Genomic DNA, 17,344 nt, shown 5'->3' with positions numbered 1-17,344 from the left:
ATAGGAGGAAAGTGTACCTTACCTGTAGGTTGGTTCATGTTCCATTCTTATCGCCAAAAAACTATGCGTACAAATCGAAATGTACTTTGGGCCGGACTACTCCCGGTGCTATTGCTCATTGGTTGCGGGAGCAACAAAGAAAAAGAAGAGGAGAAAAAAGACGACGAATCGGTATCGGTGATGGGGGCCGCCAGTGCCATGAAAGAGATGGCATCGCAGATGGAGGACATGCAGAAAAATGGCTCCGTAGCAACAGTTGACTTCCGCAAGCTGAAAGAACTGCTTCCAGCCGATGCCGATGGGTTGGCACGTAAGGAGGCTACCGGCGAAAAGAACGGAGCCATGGGATTCACGATTTCTACCGCAACGGGCAAGTACGAAAACGGAGACGGCACTGAACGTATCGAGTTATCGATTGTGGATGGGGGCGGCTCACCCATGATGATGGGATTGGCCGCCTGGTCCATGATAGAGGTGGATAAGGAAACCGAACATGGATACGAAAAGACCACCACACTAGGGGATAACAAGGCCTATGAAAAATACGACAGTGCCGATAAAGATGGCGAATTGAACGTGCTGGTCAACAAACGGTTTGTTATCACTGCCAAAGGGCGAGGGGTGAGCATGGACAAAATCAAAGCGGCCCTGGAAGACATTGACCTGGATAAACTGGAAGACATGAAGTAATCACTTCCCTAAACAAAGAAAGCCGAAGCATGTGCTTCGGCTTTCTTTGTTTAGGGCTTAGGTAATTTTATCTAGCTAAAGCCGCATTGGCATCCAACCGCCCACCGGTCACCGTCTTGCCACTTAGGGATGGAGTTGGTGCCGCACTGGACAGGATCGCGTTTCTAATCTGGGCAACCGTAGCACCGGGGTGAGTCGAGGCATACAGCGCAACGGCTCCCGTTACATGGGGCGTTGCCATAGACGTACCATTGTAGGACGAGTAGGTATTAAAAGCTGTTGTCGAGTTGATGGCTACACCGGGTGCGCCCAAATCAACCGTGGTGGCGCCATATTGCGAGAAACTGGCTAATGCTCCGGTGTTATCGATAGCCGCTACGGCAATAACGTTGGGTAAGTCATAATTAGATGGATAACTGGCAGTAGCATCATTGTTGGTGCCGCTGTTGCCCGCAGCCGCAATAAACATAATACCGGCCGTATTGGCCCGGCTAATGGCATCGTACAGCGCCTGTGAATAGCCGCCACCGCCCCACGAATTGTTAGAAGCTACAATATTGATGCCCTTGTTTTTGAGGGTAGTCAGATAGTCAACAGCTTTGATTGCATTGGCCGTAGTACCACCCCGCTTTCCCAGAAATTTGGCCGAAATCAGGGTAATTTTCCAGTTAACCCCCACAACCCCTTTACCATCGGCTTTGGCACCAATCGTACCGGATACGTGGGTACCGTGGTCATCAGAACTACCCCGCGTTCCTCCATCGTATATAGTCCGGTCATTACCATCAAAGTCCCAGCCGTTCGTATCATCCACGTAGCCGTCCTTATCGTTATCTACCCCATCCACCGGATCGTTCGGGTTCACCCAAACCTGCCCGCTCAGGTCGGGATGCGTTAGTTGAATACCCTCATCGATGATACCAACGTATACCGAAGCAGAACCCGTTTTATCAGCTGCCCAGGCTGCGGCCGCATTACTGCCATACTGATTAGCGGGCGATGTGGCCGGGCCGTACATTCCCCACAGCGAGCCATTCGTGAAAAAAGGATCAGTTGGTACGGCACTGTGCGTGTAAATAAAGTTAGGCTCGGCAAAGGCTACCCCGGCTGTACTGTTAAGGTCGGCAATGGCTTCCAGTACATTCTTGTTTACTTTCACGACCATGAGTCCCTCTTTTTTGCCCGCCTTTTCCATGGCCTTCGTCAGAATTTTTTCGGCAGGGATACCTTTCACTTTGTCGAGGGCCTTGTTTTTGACATCGTCAGTAGCATTTTCATCAAACTGTACCAAAAGCTCACCATCTACATAGTCCACATCTGCCTTTAACCGGGCATTAGCAGCTGAATGTGTGACGGGTGAAAGGGAGGTGTCCGTGTCTACGGGTTGACAACCTACCAGGAGTACTGTTGCCGTGAGGGCTAGTGCCGCGACCTGAGCAATCCGAAACGTTACGTTGTTTTTCATTGAGAATCGGTTGAAAGATTGATAAAATGTTGAAAAATGGAAACGGTTAACTTAAGTCGTATTCACTAAGGTTAATGTAATCATTCTATTTATGTCAATATCATTTTATTTATTCAAAATCCTGGTAAATTACTTTTCGGTCGACTTTATCCGGTAAAGGACCCTGGCGGGTTAGTTTCATTTTGGCCAAAGTGGCTCCGGCATGGGCGCAGTTTCCGGGCGCGTACCCATCCAGATAGGCCGTCAGGAATCCGGCCCAATACGCATCCCCAGCCCCCGTAACATCGACGATATCTAGTTTTTTGCCGGGTATCCGGGCTTGTTTAGCCCCGCCATCGTAGGATACCATACTGCCATCGGGACCGAGTGTCAGGCAGATTACGGAGGCACCCATCTGATGAAAGTCGCTCAGGATCTTTTCCGGTTCCTGCGGTTCTCCGTATAACCGCTCGGCATCATCCTCACTTACTTTTACCAGGGCGCCGGAGGCAAAATAGTCCGCCAGAACACGCCAGGCCTGATCCCGGTCGGGCCATATCGTCGGGGCATAATTGGCATCAATACTAACCTGGCAACCAGCCGCACGGGCACGCCGGGACGCATCAATAATTGTATCCTGGGCGGGCTGTCGACTCAGGGCGAAGCAGGTGGTGTGAAATAGCTGCGCCTGGGCCAACAGGGAATCGGGTAATTGTTCGGGCTTTATGTGGCAGTCGGCATGGCGATAGGCCACAAAATCGGGCGTACCTGCCGTACGCGACACCACAACAATGGTAGAAGGCTCCTGCAGATCGGCCGTAACATAGTCAACGTTGACGCCGGTTTCTTCTACCTGCCGGGTCAGGTATTTGCCGATATTGTCGTTGCCAACGCAGGCAACCAGGGCAACTTTGCCACCCAGGCGGGCCATGTTGGCCGCCATGTTGGCCGGGCTGCCGCCCTGATAACGTCGAAAATCCTGGGCATCGAGCAAACTGGCTGACACATGGTGCCCAATTAAATCGGCCAGTAATTCACCAACTGAAAGAACAGCGAAAGGGCGGGTTGAATCTGTCATCGACAAAAAGTATTCGTTGAGTAGCTTTCCAGCGTATGGGTTTACGGCTGGAAAGCTACTCAGAAGAACAGGAAAGAGAAAATTGATTGCGTATTAGTTTCCACCAGGTTCGATGGGGAAGGCCGCTTCTTCGCTGCGCCTTGTCTCTTTTACCAGGAAGCAGGACCCGGCAGCCAGCAGCATACAGATGCCGCACAGGGCTAGTGCATTACGCGGGTCGTTGTTCAGCAGCGGCCCATAAATGTACTTGACCGTGGTGTTATTGATAATTTGAGGCACCACAATGAAGCCGTTAAAAATGCCCATGTATACGCCCATCCGCTGTTTTGGGACCGAATTAGCCAGTAACACATAGGGCATGGACAGGATAGACCCCCAGGCCAGCCCGGCCAGACCCATGCCAAACAGGAAGATGTATTTGTCGTTCGACAGCAGCATCGACAGGAAACCGATTCCCCCGATGGTCAGGAATAACGCATGGGTACCCCGACGACTGATGCGGTCGGCAATGCCGGGTAAAAAAAAGGAGATGGTAAAACAGCCAACGTTAAAGATAGCCAGACACAAACTACCCCATTGGGTTCCCTCGGCAAAGCCAAGTGGGTTGCTGGTGGCATTGGGTGCATTGAACGCGTGCCGGGCCACGGCCAGCGACAGAAACTGCCACATCAGCGGTAAACCATACCAGGTGAAAAACTTTACCCACCAGAGCTGCTTCATGGTAGTCGGCATTTCTTTCAGCGCCATACCCAGTTCCATCAACATCCCCCCAATACCCGCACCCTCCTTTTTTTGCTCCTCAAACGCTTCCATATCGTCGGGGGGGTATTCGTCGGTGGTGTATATCGTCCAGAGTACGGCTAGAACAACGGCTACCCCACCGATGTAAAACGAATACTTGACAAAGTCGGGAATGGTACCGCCGTTGCTGGTCTGGAGCAGGGTAACCCCAAAAATGGGCAGAATATACGGCATCAGGTTGGCCAGTGTCTGCCCAAAACCCACAAAGAAACTCTGCATGGCGAAGCCAAGTCCCCGCTGCTTTTCGGTGAGTTTGTCGCCTATAAACGCCCGGAAGGGTTCCTGCGTGATGTTCAGGCCGGTATCCAGTATCCACATCAGGCTGGCTGCCATCCACAGCGCCGACGAGTTGGGCATCAAAAACAACGCTAAACTGGTAACCAGCGCACCAATCAGGAAAAACGGCTTCCGCCGACCCCAACGTGGCGACCAGGTCCGGTCACTCAGGGAGCCAATGATGGGCTGCACAATCAGACCCGTAACCGGACCCGCCAGCCATAAAATCGGGATGTTCGCTTCGTCGGCGTTGAGGTATCGGAAGATAGGACTCATGTTGGCCTGCTGCAGGCCGAACCCGTACTGAATCCCGAAAAAACCAAAACTCATGTTCCATATCTGCCAGAAACTCAGGGTAGGTCTGACCTTCGCGGATGCGTTTTGAGTGCTTCCCGTTTGCATAGATTATCGTATCTTTAAACTGTTATCACAGGTGTCCCTGAAGGGCTAACAATAATACGGTGCTATTTGAAGGATACAGAGATATTGTTGGCTTATTTTTTTGTATAGACATACGTTCGAGCATGATTCCCCAAAAATGGCCAATAGCTAGTCTGGTGCTGACGGTATTTTTGGTATCTTCTCAGGTCATATCTGCCTATGCCCAGACTGACTCATCGCAGTTGGTAATCGTGCATTCTGTTACGCTGGAGGGAAACGTTAAAACGAAGGATCGGATCATTCTTCGCGAAATGACACTTCACATCGGGGACTCCGTGCGGCTGGCCGATTTGCCCGGCCGGGTTCAATGGGACCAGCGCAACATCAACAACACAACCCTTTTCGTAACGGTCGATATCGCTACCCGGATTACCCCGGCTACCGATTCGACTCAACTGGCCCGGCTCGATTTGACCGTGGTGATGAAAGAACGCTGGTACATCATTGCCTACCCCGTTTTTGACCTGGCCGACCGTAATTTCAACGAATGGTGGTACGACCGGGGGCGCGATTTTCGACGGGTTATCTACGGGGGGCGACTCAGTTACCGGAACGTAACGGGTACCAACGACCGGCTCCAGGTGGTTATTGAACGGGGGTTTCTCCAGCGCACCATCCTGTCGTATTCCAAACCCTATATCGATAAGGCCCAGAAAATCGGTTTACGGGTTGATGTTGGCTACGCCACCAACAAGGAAATACCGTACCGGACCCAGTTCGATAAGTGGGTGTACACCAAATCGGAGGATGTGCTCCGGGAGCGGGCTTACGCCAGCCTAACCCTGACCAACCGGCGCGGATTATATCATTACCACACCGTCGATACGCGCTATACGAGAAACACCATTGCCGATACCATTGCCCGGCTCAACCCGGATTATTTTCTGGATGGGCGTACCCGGCAGCAGTTTCTGGCCATGAGTTATAGCTACCGGTACGACCGGCGGGATAATGTGGTTTTCCCGCTGATAGGCAAGTTATTTACGGCAGCCGTAGGCGTATCGGGCATCCTGCCATCCGATAATTTTCACTTTCTGGATCTATCGGCGTCAATGACCCGCTACTGGTCGATGGGGGGGCGATTCTACGGGGCGGGGAGCCTGCGCGTCCGTGCTACCTGGCCTACCCGGCAACCCTACTTCAACCTGCGTGGCCTGGGCAGTTCCATCGATATGGTGCGGGGCTATGAACTCTACGTCATTGATGGACAGCGGACGGCTATCTGGCGAAACAGCTTCCGGTACCAGCTGCTCAACATTCGGAAACAGTTGAACTGGCTGCACGTCCGGCAGTTTAATACCGTGCCGATAGCGGTTTACCTGACGGCTTTTGGCGATGCGGGCTACGTGAGCAGTACGGTTGCCGAACAGTACCAAAGCAGACTGGCTAACCAACTGCTGGCTGGCACGGGGTTGAGCGTCGATGTGGTTTCGTTCTATAACCTGGTGATGCGGTTTAGTGGTACTGTAAACGTGCAGGGGAATACCGGCTTCTTCTTCAATCTGGCGCAGGAGTTTTAATCAGGCTTCCTGTTGCGTCATTATGAGGGGACCTAGCTGGCGGGAATCAAGGTCGGCCTTGCTTGTACGGCCCATTTATTCCCTCGTGTCAACTGCTTGCTGCAACGCTGCACCACCGGAACGATTTATCTGGTTCACTCGACGAACCCGTGTGTTGATGGGCCGTAAACAAGCTGCCTGAACATTTGTGGCTTTCGCCCTTTTCGACCCCGCTTTGTTGGGTGCGAACGTCGCAATCTCTCCCAGTGCCCTGCTGACCAAAAACCGGCGTATACAGGACGGTACGGCTTACCAACTGCCGTGCTGGCTACTGGCTACCGCCCGCTAACAGCACAATAACTAACCAAACAATGGCATACGCAACCAACCCCAAACGACTCTATAAACGCACTACTGTGAGCGAACGGGCAATGATGAAACAGATTCAGGCTATGCCGCGAATGAGTGAGCAGGAAGCTAGGGCGATTGTTGATAAGGTGCTTGAGAGTGTGGGGGTTGGGTAGGTTAGGGGCCTGGTAAATCCTATTCACATTACGATTCTCTCTCGCCAAATATAAATTCTGATACCACTTTTGGGTCAATAAGAGGTACGTATAACTTTCTAAAGTCCGAGTTTGCTGTCTTTTCTACTATCATTCCTCTCATCGTAGAAACAACAATATCAACGATCCTTATTAGAAATTCATTAGGTATATCAAAATGTATATCGTCTTCCGTCAGAAAGACTTCCGAGAAGTTAACAACATCAAATGTTGTCAAAGTTGTGAATGATAATAAGGTTTTTGCCGGATCATCTTCTGTTGCTTCTTTATAGAAGGCAATTGAAAATATCATCTCAAACTGCTTAGCCTTTGGAATTACGCGATGTTGGCCCTTCATCTGTATTTGAGTAAAGCTTTTAAAATCAAACTTTTTAGCTACCAATTCGCTGATATCAGCTAAAATTAGCTCCCGATCTTGAATGCTCATAAAGCGTACCTGAGCCTCTACGGGTTGATTTTTCGCTTGGCCTTCCACCTATTTAAGATTGAGTAAAATGAATTGAATATACCTTTTCTCCCCTGAAATCTTCGGCACTGTTTGATTTAAGGGATTGTGGCAAACTCTCTTCGCCTGACGATTTTGATACAAGTAAATTCGCTGGCTTGCTCATTCTGTCAGTGAAAATATTTGTTGAATCCAGTCCTTGCACTTTGATTAGTTTCTCATTCAAGGCTATTTCAATAGTCGCTATTGTTTTCAAGGTAAGGTTATGGTTCCCTTGAAGCCACTTGCTAACCTCTGAATCTTTTTTTCCTAACTTCAACGCTAAGTCACGTTGCAGTAAACCCTTTTCGTCAAGCAAGCGAATTATGCGCTCACTAACTCCATAAGACAGCTCTATAAAGCGTTCAATAATCGGGTCAACAGGAATGTTATTCAATAGAAAACTCATAGTTTTAAATCAGTTCGGTGTCAAAAGCTAAATCTCCATCTAAAAAGCATCCATTATACCTAATATCTTCAGTGCTAACCCGGTCTCGAAAAAATTTCTCAACTATCTTGCCAAACTTAAAATGGGGATAACAATCCGGGCTATCCTGAACTCTTTGGCTCGTTTTATGGCCCCCTCCGCATAGAATAACCGTATTTGAGGTACATCTGATGCAATAAAGCCTCAAATTGTTATGAGTCTTTGGAAGTGCATGTATGTTATCCTCTGGTCGGAAACGCTGCTCGTGGGCACCAAACTTGCCCATTTTTACTAAAATTGCCTTTATTTCTTGCACATCTTGCCTAAACGCCTGATTATCAATAAATTTCTTTAAAAAAATATCTACCTCACAATCTTCTTTACCCTTTATATGTACAGCATACAAGCACAATTTAGGAAATGCCTCATAAAATTTTATTTCAAATTTCACTTATAAGTTAATTTCAAAGGTAGAACAATTATTTTCTCAATAAGTTAAAAGCGTTATTTTTTTTATTAGTCCATAATTTAATTGTATACTCACCAACTCCCCTGCCGGATTTACCCCGCGTATAGACAAAAGCTAACAACTCCGCACACTCCCCAAGTAGGCTGCCGGATTTAACCGGCAAACGAGTGCAGCGCGTAGCAGAGTGAAGCACACCACCCAACAATTATATGTACGTAAAGTCGCTTACTATCAAGTCAATGAAAGTCAGATAGTTTATATTAAGCGCTTAATGAACTGTTCTTATTTTTAGGCAAACATTTGTTCAACCCTGATTCAATTGTAAGAATAGGATACAGGACCGGTATATACAAGATAGTGGCTGGAAAAGTTACCTTGGTTGACGCCGAGTTTACCATACGGTTGTGGAACGACGGGTATCCGATTGATTCATCGTCTGGTGTGCTGGCTTAGCGCGGACTGCTCATTCGCGCTATCTTCTTCATTTTTCCTACCTTTGACTTCCCTTCACGCATCGCCTTCCTGGTTCCTGTATGGCCAAAACAATCCCTCCGAAAGAAGCCACTAAAAAACCATCTATGCCCCTGCTGGTCTTGCTGAAGCCTTACACTCGCATGATTCTGGGGCTGGTTCTCCTGGCCTTGCTGAGCAACGGAATAAACCTGGTGCTGCCCATGCTTATCTCGCGGGGCATCGACAACTATTCGGCGGGGACATTTGTGCTGCGTACCGTTCTCATTGAATTCCTGGCGGCAACCGGGCTTATCTTCGTTTTCTCCTACTGGCAAAGCGTTGTTCAGACCTACGCGTCGGAGCGGGTGGCGCGGGATTTACGGACGCAGTTGGCCGCCAAAATATCGCGGCAGAGTTTTGCGTATATCCAGCAAACCAACCCGGCCAAACTGCTAACCAACCTGACCTCGGACATTGACTCCGTCAAGCTGTTTGTTTCGCAGGCTATCGTCTCCATCGTGTCGTCGCTTTGCATCATCATTGGGGCCGCCATCCTGCTCATCAGCATCAACTGGAAACTGGCGCTGGCCGTGCTGACCATTGTACCCATTATCGGGATTACGTTTTATACCCTGATGAAAAAAGTGCGGGTGCTGTTTATGCGGGGGCGGGAGGTGATCGACTGGCTCAACAAGGTAATCAACGAAAGCATACTCGGCTCGGCCCTCATTCGGATTATTAACTCGCAACAGCTTGAATACGAAAAGTTTCTGGCTGCCAATACCGATGCCAAAGACATAGGCATGTCAATACTGCGGCTGTTTGCGGGTCTGATTCCGGTTATCAGTTTTACGGCCAATTTGGCGGGCTTGATTATTCTGGTGCTGGGCGGGCACTTTGTTATCATCGGCAGCATGACGCTGGGCGATTATGCCGCGTTCAGCAGTTACCTGGCGCTACTGGTTTTTCCGATCATCGTTATCGGCTTTATGAGCAACGTGATTGCCCAGGCATCGGCTTCCTACGAGCGGGTCAACGCCGTGTTGATGGCACCCGAAACCGTCCAGACCGGCACGGTAAACGTCCGCCTGAACGGCGATATCGAACTGCGGGATGTGTCGGTTTATTACGGCGATAAACCGGCCCTTCAGCACGTTTCCTTCTCGGTGGAAGCAGGCACCCGAACGGCCATCGTAGGGCCAACGGCGGCTGGAAAAAGCCAGCTCCTTTTTTTGCTGACCGGCCTGATAACCCCCACGTCGGGAACGGTCCTGTACGATAACCGATCCATCGGCGACTATGAGGAGGAAGCCTTTCACCAGCAGGTGGGTTTCGTGTTTCAGGACAGTATTACATTCAATTTAAGCATTCGGGAGAACATTGCCTTTAGCGAAACCGTAACGGACGCAGCCCTGGAAAAGGCCATCGACACATCCGAACTACGCGACTTCATCGACGCGCTGCCGGACAAACTGCAAACCGTGGTTTCTGAGCGGGGCGCGAGTTTGTCGGGTGGGCAGAAGCAACGGATTATGCTGGCCCGCGCCCTGGCCCTCAATCCTACCGTACTGTTGCTGGATGATTTTACGGCGCGGGTCGATACGCAGACCGAGCAGAAAATCCTGGCGAATGTGCAGCAGAATTACCCCGGCCTGACGCTCATTTCTGTCACCCAGAAAATTGCGCCCGTTGAGGAATACGAACAGATTATCCTGCTGATGGAAGGTCAGCTTATTGCCAAAGGTACCCACACGGAACTGATGGCAAATACCCCCGAATACGTTCAGATTTACCAGTCGCAGCGCAGTACCAACCAATACGTAAACTAACCCGGTTTACCACGATGAACTACGATTTAAACCACGCTACCAGTTCGAAAGCCGAAAAGAATGCGACGTATAAGGCGCTCCGAAAGCTGCTGGCACTGATTGACGATGAACGCCGAACGCTCCTGCTGGCCTTTGTCGCCATTGTCGTCAACTCGGGGCTAACCCTGGTTGGGCCGGTGGTCATTGGCCGGACTATCGATACCTATATTCAGACGAAGCAGTTCGACGGGGTGGTGCGGAACGCTGGTTTTCTGCTGGTTATCTACGTCATTGCTTTCGGTACCAACTACCTCCAGACCCGCCTGATGGGTGGGGTAGGGCAGCGCACCCTGTTCAAACTCCGGAACGCGGTCTTCAATAAACTACAGGAACTGCCCGTTGCTTTCTTCAACCAGAACAAAGCAGGTGATCTTATTTCCCGCATCAATAACGACACCGACAAGCTAAACCAGTTTTTCTCGCAGTCGCTGATGCAGTTCGTAGGGAGTATTTTCATCATGACCGGGGCGGGTTTGTTTCTGCTGTTCATTGATTTACCCCTCGGTGCAGCGGCCCTCTCGCCAACGTTGCTGTTGTTGCTGTTCACCAACGTAACAGCTGCCTGGGTGAAGCGGAAAAATGCGGTGAACCTAAAAAGCGTAGGTAACCTGAGTGCCGAAATTCAGGAAAGCCTCGATAACTTCAAGGTCGTGGTGGCCTTCAACCGGCGCGATTACTTTCGCCAACGCTTCGACGAAGCCAACCAGCAAAATTACCAGACAGCCATTGGCGCCGGACTGGCCAATAACGTTTTTATGCCCGTGTACGGCATGGCCGCCAATATGGGTCAGCTGATTGTGCTGACCTTTGGCATTTACCTTATTTCGACCGGGAATTTTACGGTGGGGCTGTTAATCAGTTTTTTCTCCTACGTAACGAACGTGTATAACCCGCTCCGGCAACTGGCTGCCTTATGGGCCAATTTCCAGGTTGCCTTGGCGGGCTGGGACCGGATTTCGCACCTGCTGGCCATGCAGACAAACCTAAAAACTATCGGCAATCCGCCAACGCTTCCAACCGATTCACTGCTGTCTTTTCAACACGTATCGTTCAGTTACCCCAATGGGCAGGAGGTGCTGCACAACATTAGCTTTGCCCTGGAACGGGGTAAAACCTACGCGCTTGTTGGCCCGACGGGGGCGGAAAAACGACAACGGCTTCGCTGATGGCCCGCTTGTACGACCCCACCGCCGGAACCGTTATACTCGCCGGAAAAGATATTCGTACGTACAGTGCTGAGGAGCGCACCCGTAAAATAGGGTTTATTTTGCAGGAGCCTTTTTTGTTTACCGGCACCGTTCGGGAAAACATCCTGTATGGGAATGAGGCCTACCAGAATCAGTCAAAGGAACAACTGGCCGAAGCCATCCGGCGGGCTAATCTGGACGGACTACTGGAAAGGTTTGATGATGGTCTGGATACGAAAGTACAGGCCAGCGGGGATGCGATTAGCCTGGGGCAGAAACAGCTCATTGCTTTTATGCGGGCTGTACTCCGCAATCCTGAACTGCTCATTCTGGACGAAGCCACTGCCAATATAGACACCGTAACGGAGCAGCTGCTGGACGAAATCCTGCAAAACCTGCCCGAAACTACTACGCGAATCATCATTGCCCACCGGCTGAACACCATCGAAACAGCCGACGAGATATTTTTTATCAACGCCGGTGAAGTTACCCGCGCCGGTTCACTCAGTGACGCAGTAGACAGGCTGCTACACAACAAGCGAAGTAGCTAGGTTATAGTACAAAATTTCACCCCACCGCAATCCTTTCTAATCAGGGATTGCGGTGGGGTGAGCAAACAAGGAATAAAGTCAGTGGCCTTACCGACTACTATAGACGGGCCATTCCATCAGGCGGCTACTTCGACACGCTCAGAAGCCCGAGCCTCCATCGCTTTCTTTTCCAGCGCAATAGCTACCGGGCTGCCAAATGCATAGAAGAATTTTTTGCGGAATCCTTTCGCCTGCCTCACATCGGCAATCATTTCCTTTACTTCATGAAAGTTGATGAAGAACGGGTCGGCTTTATTGCCAGTCAAATTGGTCGTCACGCCGTAAATAACCTGCTCTTCTTCGGGTTGATAAGTGCCGAAAATCCGGTCCCAGAAAATGAAGGTAGCACCGAAGTTTTTATCGATGTATTTCTCCTGCGACCCGTGGTGTACCCGGTGGTTGGAGGGCGTTGCAAAAATATACTCAACCCAGGCGGGCATTCGGCGGATGTATTCGGTATGTACCCAAAACTGGAACAACACCGCTAATTGATTGGTAACGAAGAAAACGATTGGGTGGAAACCGATTAGCGCTACCGGGATAAAGAAGATGATTTTTATGTGCTGAATCCAGCTCAGCCGGTACGAAACCGTCAGGTTGTAACGCTCGCCGGTATGATGCACAACGTGGGTAGCCCACCAGAACCGCTGACTGTGCGATACGCGGTGTGCCAGGTAACTGAAGAAATCAAGAATGACGTAGCACGGAAGGAGCGTCCACCAGTTCAATTCCATGCGCCACGGAAGCAGGTTGTAGAGCCAGATGAAAAAATAAAGCAGCCCGATTTTGATTACCGCCGTAACGGCCAGGTTTCCCACACCTACCAGAATAGAGCCAATCGTTTCTTTCTTCTCATAGAACTCATGATCCTGGTAGTATGTAACCGCCATCTCCAGCACGGTGAAGAAGAGCATAAAAGGTACGGCCCACAAAATGATGTTAGGTATGCTGTGCCCGATAGAGTCAATGTCTGCCATTGAAATCTTGTCGGCACCGAATAAGGAAAAAGGCATACGGGTAGTTAGTTATTGGTAACAGGTTATACCCTACCAACTCTATTAACAAATTTCAGTTCATTTGTGCCGTCTTTTTATTGAAATAGTACTATTCTAGCGTGAAAAAGTTACTATCAGGGTTAGTTATTATTTTTTGACCGCGTACGTGGCCTGTAGGTAAAGCCAGTTGGGAAATCAGGGCGAAGCATTACTTTTGACCAACTAATCTGGATAGATATGACCCGAAATTTCCCGGCTACAGCGGCTTTGTTCCTGCTGCTTTTTCTGACTAACTGTAAAAACCGTCAACAGACGACGGGGCAGGGGGCTGACTCAACGGCTGTTGCTACCGAAGCCGAACCGGTATCGCCGGATGATATTGTCATTACGGAACGCCTGGCTAAGCTGGGCCTGACGGCTACCAGCGACTGGCGGGGTGTTAACATTGGGGATGCCTTCGCACAGGTGGGGGCCGTTGAAAAGGGCGAACCGTTTGAGCGCGATACTGAACACAGTGGCTACACCATTGAGTTGGAAAAGCTCGAAACAGCCGATGTACTCTATTACCAGACCGCTAAAAAAGTGTCGGCTATCGACATTGACCTGTTTCTTAACAGCCGTCAGTCTGTCAGTGATTATCAAAAAGACCTGAATCCCTACTTCACCGCCCGATACGGCCCACCGAAGTCCGGCGGTGGCGGCACCATCTGGACCAGTAGGAAAGGGGAAACTGTTACCCTGAGCGATGTATCGAAAGGCAAGGATTACGGTCTGAAAATCAGGATTGCGGCAGCTGACAGGGCTACAACCGCTTCGGTAAAGTAAGTGGCGCAGTAAAGCCGATGTTACTTATAATAGCCCCAAACCTCCCGACTGCCGATTACGGGTTTAGCGACAACAATAGGAACAACAAACTCCTCCAGAAGCGTACGGCCATTCAGGTAACTGTCTGCCAACTGATTGATGGGCCAGTGCGTCTCTGATCTCTCTTCGGAATTTTTGTAGGTGAACGCAACGGGTAGCGCATAGGTGCCGGCCAGACCCGGACCCAAACGGGGGATTTTTTCCAGGGCCTGTCTGACCTCCCCGGCAAAGCCGAATCCGGCATTTTCGGGGCTGAGGATAGTAATGTTTTTTACATCGCCCAGTTCAGTTACCTCAAAACCGGCGTACACCCGGCTGTAAACGGCCTGGCTCCAGGCAGCACTGGGATAGATGATTTTGTTATGAAGCTCCTGATTGAACACCCCATCGTTGCGCAACGGATGTCTGTTGGCCTGACTGCCAATGGATACGCTGTCGTAATAGGTGAGAACCTGTATCACATCATTCAGCGTAAGGTCTTTATCGGGAATTTGCCGGGCCATTTCGTCTGCCTGGTCGTAGAACGCAGCCAACAGCGACTTTTTTGTCAGGGTAATAAACTCGGGCCTGGCGTTTCCTTTCTGAATGAAGTAATTCCGGTAAATCTGATACGCTCCACTAACCGTTTCCCGCTTCTCGTAGCCATTCCCGCCCGACTGAACGGGTACCAGTTTCTTGCCTGAGCTTACTAACAACGCAGTAGGTCCGCTGTAAAGTTTACTGAAGTAGATGAAGTTGGCGATACCTGGCAAGTTTGCTGCCTGCCGGGTATAGTCAATACCATTGATTGTGAATTGCGCAGGTGTTATTGTTCGCGTTACCGAGTCGCCCGCGAGTTTGCAGAGTACTTCATTGGCAAACAGGTTGTAGGCCAGCTGACAATTAATTTCTTCCCCTTTAGTGTCCAGACGAAAACTACCGGCCTGCCAAATGGGAAAGGTAGAAAACTGAGTGCCCTGGTAAGTTACCTGATTATACGTGGCTGCCAAAGAGGACTGCGGCCGTACGGCTGAAGAATACACATCGCAGGTGGTATACACCTGTCCATTTTTCTCCTGAAAAATGATGCACTGCCCCTGTAGTTTAGTGATACACGCAATTCCTACAATCAGAAATAACCAGGTTTTCATACAGGAGTAAATTACATAGGCTGGATGGAGTCAGTAAGTTCAGAATTTAGACTAACTATGGCAATAAATTCATAGAAAATAACATGAAAACGTTTTTGATTTCAGTTGAACCACCCCTGTTACGCTGAAACGACAAAAAAATGCGTTCATTTATGAATCTCGAACCACCAGACTCTGGACTTTGCCACTCAGTTGAATGACCATGTCAACCCTTTTAACCGGGCGGTGAAGGAAACGACGCAGAAAACAACCACGCAACTGATTATCGGTCGGATGTTGCCGGAAGCAAAACCTTGCTGAAGCACAGCGCCTGGGGAATATCGGAAATTACCTGTACCCCTGGCTTCAACGAGGGCCCCCATTTTAATAACTTCTTCAAAAAGCATATACATCTCAGTCCGCTGAAATTCAGAAAAGGATGAGTTGCGTAACTTTACGCCCATCGACTGCTCACTTAAACAGGAGAAAGGTATGAGTCTGACAAAAGTCTTTCCGACTGAGAAATTCAGGAATCTGTCCAAGTTCAGGCACGGTCTGTGTGTTCTGCTTGCCATAGGAATGCTGACCATGTGTGCTGTCGGTAACGCATCAGCCCAGGAGAAAAAACAGATAGTCCGGCTGGCTAAACTCGTTATTGACCCGGCCCAACTGGAGCCCTACAAAGCCGCACTGAAAGAAGGTGCCGAAACGGCGGTGCGCGTGGAGCCGGGCGTACTGACCCTGTATGCCGTATCTGAGAAAAATAACCCTACCCACTTCACCATCCTGGAAATCTACGCCGATTCGGCTGCGTACCGGGCGCACCTGCAAACCCCTCATTTCCTGAAATACAAGAATGGCACGAAGGACATGGTCAAGTCGCTGGAACTGGTAGAGACCGATCCGCTGGTGCCGGGAATGAAGATAAAGTGATATTGGTACTGCGTCACTTACCCTTGTAGGGATGCTTGCGGAAGAACTCGTCAGCGCTGATGCCCAGGAAGGGTAGCGAGGGGTGCTGTCCGCCCAGGGTTTGCGCTACTATCCGGTCGGCAATGTCCAGCCCGTTGGTGGAATTAGTAAAGTAGATTACCGCATCCTGTCGGGCTTGATTCGCCAGTACGAAGCACTTAAAGGAACCGTTATCGCCCCAATGCCAGAACCAGGTAGCGTCCGGCATCCGCTCCAGTCCGATGCCCAGTCCCCAGTACAGATTCGTGGATAACGTATCGCCCGAAAAGCGGGTTGGGAGTTTGCTGGTTGGCGTCAGTAGCTGATTGATAGTGGCAGGCTTGAGGCCGGTAGGCGTAAAGATGGCTCGAATAAAGCGGGCGTAATCCTCAGCGGTAGTATGCAGGGAGTAGGCCATGTTTGCCTGCCCCGGCTGGTATTTCTGCTCCGGCTCTCCGGCTTCGTTGTGCGGCATGGCTACGTGGGTGTTGAAATCGGGTTTCCAGACGAAGCTGCTATTCATCATGCCCAGCGGCTTCAGCACGCGCGATTCCATAACCGCGTTGATCGGTTGGCCGGTAATTTTCTCAACCACCTTTTGCAGATACACATAGCCTTCGCCCGAGTAGCCGAAGCGTTCGCCGGGCGTAAAAGCCATGGCAAGCTGGGGTAGTTTCCGGTCTTTGCGCCAGTTGGGAAAACCGGACTGGTGACTCAGCACCATCCGGGCCGTAATTTTCTGGTATCGTGCGTCGGCGGCCGCATCCGGATAGGGCAGGTATGCATACAGGGGTTTGTCCAGGTCCAGCAAACCCTGTTCCACCAGTTGCAGCACCGCATACGCAAATACGGGTTTGCTGAGCGAGGCCGCTTCAAAAACAGTAGTGGGCATTACGCGCTGGGTTGAGTCCGCGTTGGTCAGGCCATAGCCCCGGCTGTACACAACCGTATTGTTGCGCAAAAGGACGATGGACAGCCCCGGCACCTGGGCACTATCCATGAGTTGGGTCATGAACCGGTCAAACTGAGCAGGCTGGCGTTCCGGCTGAATGGGCTGCGCCATACCATACACCGGTAGCAGGCCAATCAGCAGGGCCAGTAGTTGATTGGGGGTGATAAGGCAGGTAGGGTGCGTGTGCATAAAAGAAGGGGTAA

Annotated in this window: 18 protein-coding genes; 9 read left to right on the top strand and 9 right to left on the bottom strand. The window is 50.4% G+C overall.

The window, feature by feature from the left end; all coding sequences use genetic code 11:
- Nucleotides 1–63: 63 nt before the first annotated feature.
- Nucleotides 64–690, top strand: a complete 627-nt coding sequence (locus B156_RS0117920) for a hypothetical protein (protein ID WP_018621154.1) — start codon at nucleotides 64–66, stop codon at nucleotides 688–690.
- Nucleotides 691–757: 67 nt separating this feature from the next.
- On the opposite strand, the gene B156_RS0117915 is transcribed toward B156_RS0117920, so the two are convergent.
- From B156_RS0117915 to B156_RS0117905, 3 genes are all read right to left on the bottom strand, one after another.
- Nucleotides 758–2,155: a S8 family peptidase gene (locus tag B156_RS0117915; protein ID WP_018621153.1), complete on the bottom strand. Its 1,398-nt coding sequence runs from the start codon at nucleotides 2,153–2,155 to the stop codon at nucleotides 758–760.
- Between the two features lie 109 nt (nucleotides 2,156–2,264).
- Entirely contained in the window at nucleotides 2,265–3,212 is a 948-nt protein-coding gene (locus tag B156_RS0117910; protein WP_018621152.1) for a carbohydrate kinase family protein, read from the bottom strand.
- A gap of 93 nt (nucleotides 3,213–3,305) precedes the next feature.
- Nucleotides 3,306–4,691 carry an MFS transporter gene (locus B156_RS0117905; protein ID WP_018621151.1) on the bottom strand — a complete coding sequence of 462 codons (1,386 nt, stop codon included), beginning with the start codon at nucleotides 4,689–4,691 and terminating at the stop codon, nucleotides 3,306–3,308.
- A gap of 122 nt (nucleotides 4,692–4,813) precedes the next feature.
- Between B156_RS0117905 and B156_RS0117900 the strand changes: the two genes are divergently transcribed.
- The 3 genes from B156_RS0117900 to B156_RS31440 all read left to right on the top strand — a co-directional run bounded on the left by B156_RS0117900 (nucleotide 4,814) and on the right by B156_RS31440 (nucleotide 6,753).
- A complete protein-coding gene (locus B156_RS0117900) occupies nucleotides 4,814–6,250 on the top strand; it encodes a BamA/TamA family outer membrane protein (RefSeq protein WP_018621150.1) in 1,437 nt (478 codons plus the stop codon).
- 187 nt (nucleotides 6,251–6,437) lie between these two features.
- Complete coding sequence (locus B156_RS31445) at nucleotides 6,438–6,578, top strand: hypothetical protein (protein WP_018621149.1); 141 nt, start codon at nucleotides 6,438–6,440, stop codon at nucleotides 6,576–6,578.
- Between the two features lie 22 nt (nucleotides 6,579–6,600).
- Entirely contained in the window at nucleotides 6,601–6,753 is a 153-nt protein-coding gene (locus B156_RS31440; RefSeq protein WP_018621148.1) for a hypothetical protein, read from the top strand.
- Nucleotides 6,754–6,781: 28 nt separating this feature from the next.
- On the opposite strand, the gene B156_RS0117885 is transcribed toward B156_RS31440, so the two are convergent.
- Genes B156_RS0117885 through B156_RS0117875 form a run of 3 tightly spaced genes read right to left on the bottom strand, consistent with a single transcriptional unit; the run spans nucleotide 6,782 to nucleotide 8,154 of the window.
- On the bottom strand, nucleotides 6,782–7,267 hold the full coding sequence (locus B156_RS0117885; RefSeq protein ID WP_157627089.1) for a hypothetical protein: 486 nt from the start codon (nucleotides 7,265–7,267) through the stop codon (nucleotides 6,782–6,784).
- Between the two features lie 4 nt (nucleotides 7,268–7,271).
- Nucleotides 7,272–7,685 (bottom strand): helix-turn-helix domain-containing protein, encoded by a 414-nt coding sequence (locus tag B156_RS30380; RefSeq protein ID WP_018621146.1) that lies wholly within the window; start codon nucleotides 7,683–7,685, stop codon nucleotides 7,272–7,274.
- 4 nt (nucleotides 7,686–7,689) lie between these two features.
- On the bottom strand, nucleotides 7,690–8,154 hold the full coding sequence (locus B156_RS0117875) for a hypothetical protein (protein WP_018621145.1): 465 nt from the start codon (nucleotides 8,152–8,154) through the stop codon (nucleotides 7,690–7,692).
- A 551-nt stretch (nucleotides 8,155–8,705) separates the two neighbouring features.
- On the opposite strand from B156_RS0117875, the gene B156_RS0117870 reads away from it, so the two are divergent.
- Genes B156_RS0117870 through B156_RS32240 form a run of 3 tightly spaced genes read left to right on the top strand, consistent with a single transcriptional unit; the run spans nucleotide 8,706 to nucleotide 12,231 of the window.
- On the top strand, nucleotides 8,706–10,454 hold the full coding sequence (locus B156_RS0117870; RefSeq protein ID WP_026260891.1) for an ABC transporter ATP-binding protein: 1,749 nt from the start codon (nucleotides 8,706–8,708) through the stop codon (nucleotides 10,452–10,454).
- Nucleotides 10,455–10,468: 14 nt separating this feature from the next.
- Nucleotides 10,469–11,659 carry an ABC transporter ATP-binding protein gene (locus B156_RS29380; protein WP_245563774.1) on the top strand — a complete coding sequence of 397 codons (1,191 nt, stop codon included), beginning with the start codon at nucleotides 10,469–10,471 and terminating at the stop codon, nucleotides 11,657–11,659.
- Entirely contained in the window at nucleotides 11,659–12,231 is a 573-nt protein-coding gene (locus tag B156_RS32240) for an ATP-binding cassette domain-containing protein (RefSeq protein WP_245563773.1), read from the top strand. Before B156_RS29380 ends, B156_RS32240 begins: the two co-directional genes overlap by 1 nt.
- 116 nt (nucleotides 12,232–12,347) lie before the next feature.
- On the opposite strand, the gene B156_RS0117860 is transcribed toward B156_RS32240, so the two are convergent.
- A complete protein-coding gene (locus tag B156_RS0117860) occupies nucleotides 12,348–13,283 on the bottom strand; it encodes a sterol desaturase family protein (RefSeq protein ID WP_018621143.1) in 936 nt (311 codons plus the stop codon).
- A gap of 219 nt (nucleotides 13,284–13,502) precedes the next feature.
- Between B156_RS0117860 and B156_RS0117855 the strand changes: the two genes are divergently transcribed.
- Nucleotides 13,503–14,090, top strand: a complete 588-nt coding sequence (locus B156_RS0117855) for a hypothetical protein (RefSeq protein WP_018621142.1) — start codon at nucleotides 13,503–13,505, stop codon at nucleotides 14,088–14,090.
- A gap of 20 nt (nucleotides 14,091–14,110) precedes the next feature.
- On the opposite strand, the gene B156_RS0117850 is transcribed toward B156_RS0117855, so the two are convergent.
- A complete protein-coding gene (locus tag B156_RS0117850) occupies nucleotides 14,111–15,259 on the bottom strand; it encodes a hypothetical protein (protein WP_018621141.1) in 1,149 nt (382 codons plus the stop codon).
- A gap of 471 nt (nucleotides 15,260–15,730) precedes the next feature.
- Here B156_RS0117850 and B156_RS0117845 point away from each other — a divergent pair, with 471 nt between their 5' ends.
- Nucleotides 15,731–16,171 (top strand): putative quinol monooxygenase, encoded by a 441-nt coding sequence (locus B156_RS0117845; protein ID WP_018621140.1) that lies wholly within the window; start codon nucleotides 15,731–15,733, stop codon nucleotides 16,169–16,171.
- 13 nt (nucleotides 16,172–16,184) lie between these two features.
- Here B156_RS0117845 and B156_RS0117840 read toward each other — a convergent pair whose 3' ends face one another.
- Nucleotides 16,185–17,330 (bottom strand): serine hydrolase domain-containing protein, encoded by a 1,146-nt coding sequence (locus B156_RS0117840; protein WP_018621139.1) that lies wholly within the window; start codon nucleotides 17,328–17,330, stop codon nucleotides 16,185–16,187.
- Between the last annotated feature and the right edge of the window lie 14 nt (nucleotides 17,331–17,344).

Origin of the sequence: Spirosoma luteum DSM 19990, from assembly GCF_000374065.1 — a bacterium.
In the GTDB taxonomy this organism is placed as follows: Bacteria; Bacteroidota; Bacteroidia; order Cytophagales; family Spirosomataceae; genus Spirosoma; species Spirosoma luteum.
Note: the sequence above shows the minus strand (reverse complement) of the source record. Positions and strands in the feature narration are given on the sequence as shown.